7 protein-coding genes and 1 pseudogene are annotated in these 13989 nt (G+C 51.6%); 2 read left to right on the top strand and 6 right to left on the bottom strand.

Annotated features, from left to right (window positions below):
• Positions 1-99: 99 nt before the first annotated feature.
• From BSZ31_RS05410 to BSZ31_RS05385, 6 genes and pseudogenes are all read right to left on the bottom strand, one after another.
• Positions 100-1503 carry a FliI/YscN family ATPase gene (locus BSZ31_RS05410; RefSeq protein WP_105027881.1) on the bottom strand — a complete coding sequence of 468 codons (1404 nt, stop codon included), beginning with the start codon at positions 1501-1503 and terminating at the stop codon, positions 100-102.
• A complete protein-coding gene (locus BSZ31_RS05405) occupies positions 1500-2447 on the bottom strand; it encodes a hypothetical protein (protein WP_105027880.1) in 948 nt (315 codons plus the stop codon). Before BSZ31_RS05405 ends, BSZ31_RS05410 begins: the two co-directional genes overlap by 4 nt.
• Positions 2448-2449: 2 nt before the next feature.
• Positions 2450-4576, bottom strand: coding sequence for a flagellar biosynthesis protein FlhA (locus BSZ31_RS05400; protein ID WP_146106608.1), 2127 nt, complete (start codon positions 4574-4576; stop codon positions 2450-2452).
• A 103-nt stretch (positions 4577-4679) separates the two neighbouring features.
• Complete coding sequence (locus tag BSZ31_RS05395; protein ID WP_105027879.1) at positions 4680-5984, bottom strand: hypothetical protein; 1305 nt, start codon at positions 5982-5984, stop codon at positions 4680-4682.
• A gap of 131 nt (positions 5985-6115) precedes the next feature.
• Positions 6116-9816 (bottom strand): annotated as a pseudogene (metH, locus tag BSZ31_RS05390) (methionine synthase).
• Positions 9817-10121: 305 nt separating this feature from the next.
• Entirely contained in the window at positions 10122-10646 is a 525-nt protein-coding gene (locus tag BSZ31_RS05385) for a YgjV family protein (protein ID WP_168426860.1), read from the bottom strand.
• A gap of 197 nt (positions 10647-10843) precedes the next feature.
• Here BSZ31_RS05385 and BSZ31_RS16850 point away from each other — a divergent pair, with 197 nt between their 5' ends.
• Both BSZ31_RS16850 and BSZ31_RS05375 read left to right on the top strand, forming a co-directional pair.
• Positions 10844-11035, top strand: a complete 192-nt coding sequence (locus BSZ31_RS16850) for a hypothetical protein (protein ID WP_105027877.1) — start codon at positions 10844-10846, stop codon at positions 11033-11035.
• Complete coding sequence (locus tag BSZ31_RS05375) at positions 10990-13914, top strand: ATP-binding protein (RefSeq protein ID WP_146106607.1); 2925 nt, start codon at positions 10990-10992, stop codon at positions 13912-13914. Before BSZ31_RS16850 ends, BSZ31_RS05375 begins: the two co-directional genes overlap by 46 nt.
• The last annotated feature ends 75 nt before the right edge of the window (positions 13915-13989 follow it).

The raw sequence follows: 13989 nt of genomic DNA, 5'->3' as shown, positions 1-13989 counted from the left end.
TTGTTCTCCGACTCAGCCACCATCGCCGCTTGCCTCCGGACCCGAATACTGCGAATTCTCAATACGGTTTGTAGCTGAAAGTGAGTTTGCTTCATCAAATCAAGCCCTCTCAGTCAAGCTTTGAAAAGACGATACGATTCTCGCAAGGCCCTTGAAGGTCTCCTGCGTTGGCGAGTTCTCGTTTCGACCCTGTCGCATCCAGTCCTTGAGATTTGGCACAACCCGAAGTGCCTCATCCACGATCGGATCTGTTCCGGCCTGATATTCATTGAGCCGAACCAGTAACTCCATTTCCTGATGAATCGACAGGATGCGCCGAACGGCTTGGGATAACTTGACATGCTCGGGGGAAACAATATGATCCATCACCCGTGAAAGGCTACGCAGGGGATCAACCGCTGGAAAATGAGCTGACTCCACATATTTCTGGCTAAGCAGAATATGCGCGTCAAGCAGGCTTTTGGCCTCGCTGGCCAGCGGATCGTCTTCAAACTTTTCAGATTCCATCAGGACCGTGAATATCGCTGTAATGGAACCTTGGTTTGTCCTCCCAGCCCGTTCTACAAGTTGGGGAAGCAAACTGTACACAGATGGAGTAAACCCAGCTGAAGTTGCGGGTTCTCCTACCATTAATCCAATTTCACGCTGAGCCCTTGCAAGACGGGTGATTGAGTCGACCAGAAGTAACACCGATTTTCCCTGATCGCGAAAGTGTTCAGCAATGGTCATGGCGGTAAATGCTGATCTGACTCGCTCTGTTGGCGATCGATCTGACGTTGCGCAAACAAAAACACTTTTGGATCGGATCTCGGTGCTTATTTCACGGTCCATGAATTCACGCAGTTCTCGGCCCCGTTCCCCCACCAGCGCAAACACAACAATATCCGCGTCTACGCCACGAGCGATCTGTGACAGAAGCGTGGTTTTTCCGCAGCCGGGCGGTGCAAATACGCCCACCCTTTGCCCGACACCAATACTATTGAGCCCATCGATGACTCGCACACCAGTCTCCAGGTGACGGCAAACAGGTGGGCGCTCTGCTGCCAGCGGCGCTTGTCGCATTACTGGAACCGAGTCTGAAGAGAAAGAAAGTGCCCAAGTTGAGCGATCCGCCGGATTGAGCATGTTCCTGCCCATGCCATCAAGAACCTGGCCAACTATTCCGGCATGGCTTTCTATGCAATGTCGACGCCCAAACGGTGTCACCTTGGATCCTAGGCGCACGCCATCAACAGAATCTAGGCAAGCGATTGTGGCCTCGTTGCCGCTGAAAGCGACAACTTCGCCCAGCACAGTTTTTCCGTTTTCGCAGGAGATCTCACACATTTCTCCCCGAGTGATATCTGGCAGTGTTGCGCGCAGCGTATTCATCACGATTTCATGTACGTGACCAACACGTGTTACCGGGTCCAGCGTTTGAATTCTTGCCTTAAAGCGCGCCAGAGGATCTGGTGTGCCGGGTAAGCAACTCGACAAATCAATCAACTCATTCATCGCTGTCATAGGGGCAACTCATAACGGGTGCTTCCGACAAACACAAGACCACTTTCAGACACCTGATCCAATACAACGCCTTGATAGCTGGCTCCTACAAAAAGCCTTGTTCCATCGCGCAACATCAAAGCAGGTTGAGCTCCCAACAACACGCCGGCGACTTCAATGTCATCGACAGCTTTCTGCTCATCGGTCAGGCTTAAAGTGGCAATGATTTCTATCTGCCGGCCATGGTCGGACGATATCCGTTTGATGAGCGACTCAAAAATTTGCAACTGCATTCTGCTCATGGAGCCCCTTGCACTCACCCGAACCTTCTCGTATTCAATATTCACGTCGAAGTCGCTTAATTTCTGCTCCCCTTTGAATTGCAAGAGCTGAAGTTGAACAACCCTGAGCAACTGGTCGGCCACAGGTGGTGCAGGAGGAGGTGGTATCGCCTTTGGATTTTCTATCAAGTTGGCAGCGGGGAATGCTTGAGATTCCGAGAAGTTCGCTGAACCAAAGAAGAGAATGACGGTGGTCGCCATCAGGCCAAACAGGCAAGAGATTGCCATCACAGTCCCTGGCCCGATTGAACGAACCAACTCCAGTGCACCTCCGAAGAAACGGGCTCCATTGTTCGTAAACTTCGACCACAAAAGACCTGATTCGCTGTTCGCAGTGATCGTAAACTGAACCTGGCGGCAGGTTATCGTCATCGACTGACCTGCGTAAATTACCCGGCTTGGCGTTTTGCCGGCTTGGCCCAAGAAGCGAACATCACTTGAGATTTCCTCGAAGGTAATCCTGTTGCCATGTACACGAAGCTTTAGGCACTGATCAGGAATTCCGTCATCACAAAGAAAAACCTCGGAGTTCGCATTTCCTCCAAGTGTCACAATGCCATGATTGAATTTCCACTTGGCACCTGCATGCAAGCCAGAGGTTACTTCAATATTCAATGCAAGCATCTTTAGGCCTCTCTAGTGTCGTGATTGATGCTTATTAGTGAATCGTCGTACTCAATAGACTTCAGCAACTTAATTCCATAGCGATTCGAAATTTCCTGATACGAAAGAACAGGCACTGCGCTTAGCCTGTCCTGGATCAGCATCCTGACATGTGCCCTGCAATCCATTGATGTGATTAGCAGAGGCAACTTTTCGAAATGATAGAACTCGCTGTATTGCACTTCGATCATGTCGACCATCAAGTTCAGGGACGATGCATCGGCATCAATGAATGTTCGACTGCCATCACTTCGTATGCTTTCGCGGATTGACTGCTCGAAGTCTGGCGACAAGGTACAAATGCTGAAGGTTTTGTCCACACAATGCTGAAAACTTATTTGTTCAAACAGCCCCTTGCGCACCTGCTCTGCAATCACAAGGACATCTCGCTCTCTTTGGGCCCAGTCAATAAGACAATTTAGAACCGTTCGAATGTTTTTGACTGAAACCCGCTCAATCAGCAGTTTCTGGAAAACTTCTGTGACCTTGGACAGCGGTAGTACCCGCTCCAATTCCTTGAGTTGCTCACCATTCTTGTCGGACAGTCTTGCGACATGTCTTTGAAAGTCATTCAGATTGAAATAATCGACCGATCTTGAAACAAAAAGACCAATGATCAAGTTGCTCCATCTCTTCTCAAAGCAACAGTAAGAAATATTGTTTTTATCCAGGCTATTTTTGTTGACGGGCTCGGTCAGGTAGAAATCTCTGCCCAAGATGGGATCTCGTTCTCGGACAACATCGATTCCCAAACTCTCCAGTCGAGAGGGCTCGCAAAATACTGCAATTCTTCGATCAGACGGATCAATCTCAAGCATGGGTACACCGAAGACATGGAATTCAATCTGCGGGGCGGCATGCTCGCTAAAATCAATGGTGGGATAAAGCGCGCCAGATTCTTCAATTAACTGGTTACGTGATGCCTTGCAGATCGACCGAAACATTTGTTTCAGATTCGGCTCAAGGCTTCCAGGAATCTTGACCTCCATCGGCAAGAATGTTTTTGTCAGCGTGATGTCTTCCATATCCTTGCCGATTGCTGCCGCATTTAACGCATCGTCAATGTGCTGCGCCTGAGGCTCGATGTCGTTCTTCTTATTGCCCTTGTCTACAAAAAACGACTTGCCGAGCAAAAGTGCAGATGCCACAAGAAACACCACAGCAGGCATGCCTGGAACCAAGGCGAAGCATGCACAAAAAAGGCCGCTGATTTGTAACGCACGGGCATTGGATGTGAGATCGAGGATCATGTCTTGGGCGGTACTTGATCCATCGGCTTCGCCTTTTGTAACCCTGGTCACAATCAAACCCGCTGCAACAGAAGTTAGCAACGATGGGATGATTCCAATGAGTCCATCACCCACTGTCAACACTGAATAGATCGAACCAGCCTGGGACAGGGTCATGTCTTTTTGCAACATGCCTATTGCGATCCCCCCGATCAGGTTGATCGCTGTAATGATCAAGCCCGCGATCGCGTCATTTTTTACAAATTTGATTGCGCCATCCATGGCCCCGAATAATTGCGACTCTTTCTCGAGCATGGCTCTCTTTTGCTTGCCTTCAGCTTGCGTGATGTTGCCCGCGCGAAGGTCGCTGTCAATCGACATTTGTTTACCCGGCATACCATCGAGCGAGAATCGGGCGGCCACCTCGGCCACTCGCTCAGATCCTTTCGTCACTACGAGAAAGTTCACGATAGCCAGAATCAAAAACATGATCAGACCGACGGTGACATTGCCCCCAATCACAAATTCTCCAAACGTCTGGATGATGTGACCGGCGTCCGCCTCCAACAGAATTTGTCTTGTTGTGGAAATGGTAAGAGCCAACCTGAAAAGCGTGGTCATCAGGAGAATGGCGGGAAAAGATGAAAACTTGAGAGGAGTTTCAAGCAACATCGCACTGACTACGAGCACGATGGTGGCGCTGATATTGACGGCGATCAGAATGTCCAGAAGTACCGGGCTAAGGGGAATAACCATCATGACGATGATTACCAGAACAAAGCATGCACCCACCAACTCAGATCGGTTTGACGCCAGGCGGGCAAACTCATTAATTGAAGAAAGTAACTTTTTTGTTTGCACGCCTGTCACCGATTAGATTACTGCTGACTACTGTATGTGTTGCTCCCAAGAAGATGGTTCCGAGTTTTCGCTCAATGCGATTGAAAATTGAGGCTTTACGACATTAACCGTTGCTTCGTTGCAGTTGCTGAATCAAAAGGTTAATCATATTGAGGTGCGAGCCCAAACCATTGCCCACTTGGGGATGTCCGTGAAACAAACTGTCGCCAACAGGTATCACTGGAACACCCTGCTGATGCGACCAACCGGAGTCATCGCCAATGTACAAATGTGGAGCCCAGAGAAACGGTGGGTCTACCCTGCATTCGGAGTGATGCCCAACGGCACCCGAAGCCAGCACATCCACTATGATTTTCCACCTTGGATCGGACAGCTTTGACAAGTTATCCCATACCTGATCAAGAGAAAGCGGGTCCTTGATTTCGTTTTGAAGCAGCCACGCGTCATCCTGCCTTAAACCAAAAAAGGCGATCCATTCTCCTGAGCTCAAATGCGTGGGCCATACATAAATCCAATTGTCGTGATTAATCGTACGAATCTTTTCGATCAAAACAGGACCCAGGTGCCGGGGAATGCCTCGAATTTTCAACATCCAGCTGGAGAGAGGTACACCGTTCAAAGTTGGTCGACAGTCCCCGTTGTCGTAAACCGAAACCGCCAGGTTGCGCGCATCCCTGGGTGCTATTGCGACGGGATTTACGCCAAAGGCGCAATAACCTTGAACAGTTTCCAGATCTGAACTGCACAAGACCACCTCGCACTCTTTTTTCATTTGACCTTTTGCCCGCCATCGCCCACCTGTTGCATCGAATACGAGATCTGGCTGAAGCTGCAACAACAGGTTTTCAGTTTTTTCATTTGAGTAGACAAACTGACAATCAAGAATTTGCGCGAGTGACAACAGGTGACTTTCCAGTTCGCGAAGTGTCCATGGCAGATACTCGCCCAGAGGAGCCACAGAATTGATTCCTGAAGGGTGATTAAAAAACATGAATTCGCTGACAGGAATGTTGATAGGCCAACTTCTTGTGAAAGCAGTGCCCTGACCTTCGCTGTTGACTCTGTGTTCCAGAACATGAAGCACGATGCGGGGGCCAAATAATTTTTTCAAGGCCACAGCCAGCATAAGTCCCACTGGCCCCCCACCAACGATCACAAAGCGCTCGCTGTTGCGGGGTAACTGTTGCCTCAGTTCAAGGCGCGTGTTGGTGGAAATAGCCGTGTTTTGAAAGCAGGCAGGTACTACCGGTGTTTGCGGGGAATTTGACCCCAGCACGGCCCATTCTTCGGCACTTAACAGATAGTTGCGGCCGACTGACAGGGCATACAACCACCCCTGCATGGCAGAGTTCAGACCGACTGCTTGATGTATCGCCAACCAATCGGTAAGCACTTGATTTGCCAGCATGTGCGGACCCAGTCAAGAAAAATGCGGACCTGAGAAGACAGTTCGCTAATCTACTGATATCTTGTGTGGCAAAAACCGGCGGCAAGTTCCAGACAGCGGATTACCGGCAGGCAATCCATTGTCTGGAGGTGTTACACGTTGAAGTACTGGCTCTGGGGATGACTAAAATAAAATCCGCTGACACTGGCCGCAGGCATCATCGCAAAGTTCTCGGTCAGTGACATCCCGATTTCGCCACAGTTCATGACCTCGAACATGGCTTTCTTGATGGTGTGTTCTGGGCAGGCGGGGTAACCAGGGGCAGGACGAATACCCTGATACTTCTCTGCAATGAGTTCTTCATTGCTCAAAGTTTCATCGGCTACATAACCCCAAAGGTCTTTTCGCACACGCTGGTGCATGCACTCCGCAAAGGCTTCAGCCATTCGGTCTGCGATGGCCTTGAACATAATGGAGCTGTAGTCGTCATGGGCTGCCTGGAATTGCGATTCCTTTTTTTCAACCCCGATGCCTGCGGTAACCGCAAAGAGACCGATATAGTCTTGTTTCACACCCTTGGGGGCGATGTAATCGGCCAGTGATTTGTTGAACACGCCTTCTCGCTTCACACCCAGCTGGCGTCCGGGATTGTACGTGAATAAAACTTGGGCTCGGGTGTCGTCGGTGTACACCTCGATGGTGTCATCATCAATGGTATTGGCCGGGTAAAACGCCACTGCCGCGTTGGCTTGCAACCAGCGACCTTCAATGCATTTTTTCAACATGGCTTGGCCGTCTTCAAACACTTTGCGGGCGGCTTCGCCCACCAGTTCGTCTTCCAGCACGCGGGGATAGCCGCCATGTAAATCCCAGGTTTGGAAAAACGGCGTCCAGTCAATGTACTGGGCGATATCAGCCAAATCGTAATTCTTGAAGTAGCGTTTGCCGATGAACTTGGGCTTTGGTGGTGTGTAATCGATCCAATCCAGTTTTGGCTTGTTGGCACGCGCCTCCTCGATACTGAGTACCGGCGCTGCCTTTTTGTTGGCATGCTGTTCGCGTACACGTTCGTATTCAGTTTTCAATTCGGCTTTGAACGTGTCGGCCGATTCATCCGACAACAAATTCGAGGCCACACCCACAGAACGGCTGGCGTCTGAAACGTAGACAGTGGGGCCATCGTAATGCGGTGCAATTTTCACAGCAGTGTGCACGCGGCTGGTGGTGGCGCCACCGATGAGCAAGGGAATGCCACGGTCGCGGAAATAGGGGTCGCGTTGCATCTCGCTAGCCACATAAGCCATTTCTTCAAGCGACGGTGTAATAAGGCCCGACAGCCCAATGATGTCGGCATTGATTTCTTTGGCTTTCGCAAGAATTTGCTCGGCGGGCACCATCACGCCCATGTTCTCGACTTCAAAGTTGTTGCACTGAAGAACAACGGTCACGATGTTTTTGCCGATGTCGTGCACATCGCCTTTCACGGTGGCAATCAAAATTTTGCCTTTGGCTTTGGCGTCGCCACCGGCGGCCACCAGCTGCTTTTTCTCTTCCTCAATGTAGGGAATAAGGTGAGCCACGGCCTGCTTCATGACACGAGCACTTTTAACAACCTGCGGCAGGAACATTTTGCCTGCACCAAACAGGTCGCCGACTACGTTCATGCCGTCCATCAGCGGGCCTTCAATCACATTGATTGGGCGGCCGCCATTGGCTGCTATTTCAGCGCGGCATTCTTCGGTGTCTTCCACAATGAAGTTGGTAATGCCATGCACCAGTGCGTGGGCCAGGCGCTTTTGTACCGGTTGGTTGCGCCACTCCAGGTTTTCTTCCAGCTTCTTGCCGCCCGCTTTCAGGGTGCCTGCGAATTCGATCATTCGCTCGGTGGCGGTTTTACCGAAATCGGGATCGTTGGCGGGAAGATCGGGCTGACGATTCAGCACAATGTCTTCCACGCGGGCTTTCAGCGCGGGCTCAAGCTCGTCGTAAACGCCCATCATGCCGGCGTTCACAATGCCCATGGTCATGCCGTTTTTGATGGCGTGGTACAGGAACACGGTGTGAATGGCCTCGCGGGCAGGTTCATTGCCGCGGAAACTGAAGGACACGTTGGACACACCGCCTGAAATTTTGGCATGCGGCAGGTTTTTCTTGATCCAGCCTGTGGCCTCGATAAAGTCGTTGCCGTAGTTGTCGTGCTCTTCGATGCCTGTTGCAATGGCGAAGATGTTCGGGTCGAAGATGATGTCTTCGGCCGGGAAGCCCACTTCATTCACCAGAATGTTGTAAGCACGCTCGCAAATTTCAATTTTTCGGGCGTAGGTGTCGGCCTGGCCTTTCTCATCAAAAGCCATCACGATAACGGCTGCACCATAGCGCTTGCACAATTTGGCCTGGCGCTTGAATTCGTCCACGCCCTCTTTCATGGAAATGGAGTTGACCACCGCCTTGCCTTGCACGCATTTCAAGCCGGCTTCGATGACATCCCACTTGGAGGAATCGATCATGACCGGTACGCGTGAAATATCGGGCTCGGACGCCATGAGGTTCAGAAACTTCACCATGGCCGCTTTGGAATCCAACATGGCTTCGTCCATGTTCACGTCCACAATTTGCGCGCCGTTTTCAACCTGCTGACGAGCCACACTGAGTGCTTCGTCGTATTGCTCATTCAAAATCATGCGGGCAAACGCTTTGGAGCCGGTGACGTTGGTGCGCTCGCCCACGTTGATGAACAGGCTGTTGTCATCAATGTTCAGTGGCTCCAGACCCGACAAGCGACACTTGGGCTCAACCGTCGGGATGACTCGGGGCTTTTGGTTTTCCAGTGCTTTGGCAATGGCCGCGATGTGATCAGGCGTGGTGCCACAGCATCCACCCGCCACATTCAAAAAGCCTGCTTGCGCAAATTCCTTCACGAGGCTGGAGGTGATTTCGGGTGTTTCGTCGAAACCCGTGTCGCTCATCGGGTTGGGCAAACCGGCGTTGGGATACACGCAAATGGGCACGTCGCAAATTTTGCTGAGTTCAGCCACATAGGGGCGCATCAGCGACGCGCCAAGCGCACAGTTCAAGCCGATGGTAATGGGCTTGGCATGGCGCACGGAATTCCAGAAAGCTTCCACAGTTTGACCCGACAACACGCGACCGGAGGCATCGGTCACTGTGCCGGAAATCATGATGGGCAATTTATTGCCGGAATCTTCAAAGTACTGATCGATCGCGAATAGTGCGGCTTTGGCATTCAGCGTGTCGAAAATGGTTTCGACCAGCAACAGGTCAACGCCGCCTTCAACCAGCCTTTGGTTTGCTGGTAGTAAGTGGCCACCAGTTCGTCGAACGTAATATTGCGAGCACCGGGGTCATTCACATCGGGGCTGATGGATGCGGTTTTGGGCGTGGGCCCCAGGGCACCTGCGGCAAAGCGGGGCTTTTCCGGTGTGGAATACTTGATGCAGGCTTGCTTGCACAAGCGGGCGGCTTCGCGGTTCATCTCGTCAACGAGGTGTTCCATCTCGTAGTCGGCCTGGGCCACGGTGGTGGCACCGAAGGTGTTGGTTTCCAGAATATCGGCGCCGGCGGCCAGGTACTGCTCATGAATCTCGGTCATGATGGCGGGCTGGGTAAGCACCAACAACTCGTTGTTGCCCTTGATGTCGCGGTGAAAATCAGCGAAACGCTCGCCCCGGTATTGGGCTTCCGTGAGCTTGTACTGCTGAATCATGGTGCCGGTTGCACCGTCGAGAATCAGGATGCGTTTTTGAAGGAGTTCACGGAGTTGGGCTTCGACTGCAGCGCCGTTGACAACAAGACTGTTGTGCTCGGCAGGCGAAGAAGCGGGGCGCGTGTTCATCGCGGGGCCTCTATATGATGCAAGGGTTTGAAAACAGGCTGCATTTTAGCAGGTAAATGGCGTAAAGCGTTGTACTCCGGACGTACGGCGAAGCAAGTGAACCGCGCAATATTGCCTAAGCAATGCTTCTAATTCCGGCTTGATGCTTCTGGCTTGGGGCATGCGAAACGCCTTGGCGTCTTCGCATCGGTTCCTGGCGGAACCGCCCCGCGCTGCGAATCCGCCGGGAAGCCTTGCAAAGCCGGCAACACAGCGCAGCTCACTTACTCCTCCGTTGTATCTTTGAGTCTCCCACTTTTTCCATTTCACGGCACCACAGTAGCCCCTCGCAGGCGATATAAACCATACAGGTTGGCCACAGTGATCACGATCATGGTCAAGCACAGTTCCCAGGAATCAAACAGGTAACCATGCACCGCCCACAGGGCGTTGGTGACCAATGTGGCTTTGCGCATGCCAACGTTGCCCATCATGAACAAGGCCCATGTTCCCAACAAGGTAGCAAACAGCGGCAGAGAACTGGCCAGCCAGCCCTGCCAGGTGAACACAGCAATCGCAATCGCCAGACCGCTAAAACCTAGTACCAGCGCCAAACGCAAACGCTGGCCCATGACGTTGGAATAAATGGTGACGGCTTGTCGTACCCCAGTCAGCAACATGATCAAGAAACCGGTGTGCACGCCCAACAGGTAGTATTGAAGCCCCCAAGCCATTGACGACAACGCAAACAAGAGCTTGGTACCGCGCTCTGATATGACGCAGAACCCGGCAATACTCAGACCAAACGCCAGGACGCCGACAGCCCGGGTTAATAAATCAGTTGAATCCAATTCTGATGATTCCAGTCGTGATGAAACATTGTTCGCAATACTACCTTTGAATTGTTAACTCCCGGGCAGCAAACACAATCCATCTGAGATTGATTCAATACCCTGAAAAACCAGACAAATCATGCCTCTTTAACGATTGAGGGTTGCCTCAGCCTGAGTTACAGTGATTCATCCGCAATTTCCCCAAATTCCGCTTCATGCTTAATTTCAATATTCGCTCAAGCTTCACAACCCGCTTGATCGTAGGCAGTCTGATTGCGCTGTTTTTACTGTCTATTCCTGTGGCCATTACCGCGCACTGGATTTTGCGCAACAACACCATCAACCAAGCGGGTGTGAATGCTTGGCGCAAACCGAGCAAATCGCGCAGTCGGTTGACCGTCATTTGAAAGAGCACTTGCGTGACCTGGTCTACACCAGTCGCATTGAGCAGTCATTTGGAAATTTCAGTGCCGAAGAACAAACCAAGCTTTTGCAGATCATGCGCGACCACACCCCGGGCTATTTGTGGATTGGTGTGGCAGCACCGGACGGCACCGTACTGGCTGCACTGGACGATTTGTTGGTTGGAAAAAGCGTAGCTGCGCGCCCGTGGTTCAAACAGGGTTTGATAGCACCGGCGATTATGGACGTGCATGAGGCGGCTTTGCTTGCGGCCTTGTTACCTTCTCGGGCTGAAGAAAAGTACCAGTTTATTGATTTCACCACCCCGCTGAAAAACAGGGCAGACGAAATTATTGGGGTGATCGGCATTCACCTGGACTGGAAGTATTTCATTGCAGAAATCGAGAAAGACGTATTCAACACCATTAACCCATCCGCACCCACCGTAATTCTGGCCAAAGACGGCAGCTTGAGAATGGGCAATCGACTTGACCTGGCGGACTTTCAGGACAGCACAGCCTGGACTTCAATGGCCGGTTTCCAAAAAGCCGTGGCCGGGGAAAACAACTGGTCGATAGAAACCTTGAGTGACGGGAGAGACTACCTGGTGGCTTTTTCGCCCAACAACAGCGCGGAGACCCGCAGTTTGGGCTGGATTTCAGCCACGGTGACCCCGCTGGATGCCGTGGCATCTCCAATTTCAAAGGCACTGATCGGCGCCATTGTTGCTTTGATTATTGGCACAGTGGCCACCCTGTTGCTGGTGCTTGCACTGGGCAGAAGCCTTTCTGCCAAGGCCAGCGCTTATCTTGAACTTGTTCGAAAAAATGACCCCAAAGCGCTTGAAGCCTCCATGAAGGAGTTACCCACCGAGCTGCAACCCATTTCCCGAGACATTCTTGATTTGACCCGAGGATTGACTGAAAAAAGCTTGTCACTTGAAAAAGCCCTGAAATCCGCCAAGGAAAGTTACTGGGTGGTTGAAGCCCTGATTGTGCAGGCACCCATTCCAATCGCCATGTTTGACACAGAAATGAACTACGTGGCGGCCTCCTCACGCTGGGTACAAACCTTTGCAAATGGCCACAAGGGCAGCCTGGTCGGCAAAAACCATTACGACGTGGTGCCCAACCTGCACGAACGCTGGCGCCAAGCGCATAAGGCGGGCCTGGCGGGTGAAAGCCTGTCGGCCACTTCAGACCCTTGGACTAGCCAGGACGGACACACCATTTGGCTGGATTGGGCCATTGAGCCTTGGCTGAAACCAGATGGTCACCGCGGCGGCATTATCTTGATGTGCAAGGATGTGACCGAAGAGCGGCTAATTCGGGATAGCCTCGCCGAGAGCGAAGAACGTTTCAAGCTGGCCATGGAGGGTTCACACGATGGACTGTGGGATTGGCAAGTGGGAACGAACAAGGTTTATTTTTCACCCAGCTGGAAACGCTTGCTGGGCTACGAAGACCATGAGTTAAGCAATGATTTCGGTACCTGGGAACGCTTGACCGCGCCCGATGACCTCGAGGTGGCAAAAAAGGTTCTGGCCGAGGCTTTAGACGATCCTGAAAAGGATTCTTACGAGGCCGAATTCTGCATGGCGCACAAAAACGGCCATTGGGTACATATTTTGGCCAAGGCCCTGATTGTACGCGACGAAGACGGCAAACCGACCCGGGTGGTGGGTACTCACCTGGACCGGACCGTCCAGCTAGAACTGGAAAGCCGGCTTCGTGAAACAGCCATTGCAGCCAAGGCGGAGAAAGACTCCAACGCAGAAAAAAGCCGCTTTTTAGCCACCATGAGCCATGAAATTCGCACGCCTTTGAACGGAATCATGGGTTTTGCACGTTTGCTGGAGATGGATTTGCCACCCGGTGAGCTAAAGGAACAAGCAGGTTATCTCGTGCAGTCCTCCGAAACACTGTCGTCAATTCTCAACGACATTCTTGACTTCTCGAAACTGGAGTCGGGCATGGTCAAGCTTGTAGATTCGCCATTTTTGATGGAGCAACTGCTCAAAGGCAGCACAGAATTGCCTCGCCTGACCTGCGAATCCAAGGGTGTGAAGTTTGAGCTGAACAACAAACTGGGCGAGCATCAGATTTATTCCGGTGACATGGGTCGCCTGCGCCAAATACTCCAAAACCTTTTATCTAACGCGATCAAGTTCACTTCTCACGGCAAAGTTAGCTTAACCGTCAGCAACACACAATTAAATCCAAACGAAGACCTGATTACTTTTGAGGTCAGTGACACTGGCCTTGGCATTCCAAAAGACAAACAATCACTGTTGTTCAAGCCTTTTTCGCAGGTACACACTGACCGTGAAAACCGGTTTGGCGGTACTGGGCTTGGTTTGTCGATCGTAAAAAGCTTGGTCAACGCCATGGGTGGGGAAATTCAGCTGGAGTCGGAGCTGGGTCAAGGCACACAGGTGATGTTCTCGGTCTCGCTGAAACGCGAGCATCAGCTAGACAGCCAAAGCCAGGAGCGAATCCTGCCCCTGAGGCCACTGCGCGTACTTGTGGCCGACGATACACCCCTGAACATCAGGCTGATCCAGACTTTCCTGCAGAAAGATGCCCATCTGGTCGACGTGGCCAGAGACGGCAAAGAAGCCCTGAACAAAGCGATGACAGAACCCTATGACTTTATTTTGCTCGATATCGACATGCCCAAGCTGTCGGGTTATGAGGTGGTCGAGAAAATTCGATCCACAACTGGTCCGAACCAGCAATGCGAAATTGCCGCATTGACAGGCTACGCTTTCGACAGTGATATTGAGCGGGCTGTGGCCGCGGGCTTTAATTACCATTTCGCAAAACCGATTCAGTTCAATTTGTTGTTAAATCGCTTGGCAATAAGTAGTCAGAATACGAAATGATCACCCACCATGCGAAATGTGGTGCAAAATAGCGGGCTGTTGAATTTGACTAAAAAACGGGGTGTTTTATGGAAT

This window comes from Limnobacter sp. SAORIC-690 (assembly GCF_002954425.1).
In the GTDB taxonomy this organism is placed as follows: domain Bacteria; phylum Pseudomonadota; class Gammaproteobacteria; order Burkholderiales; family Burkholderiaceae_B; genus Limnobacter; species Limnobacter profundi.
This window is presented reverse-complemented; position numbering and strand designations above follow the sequence as displayed.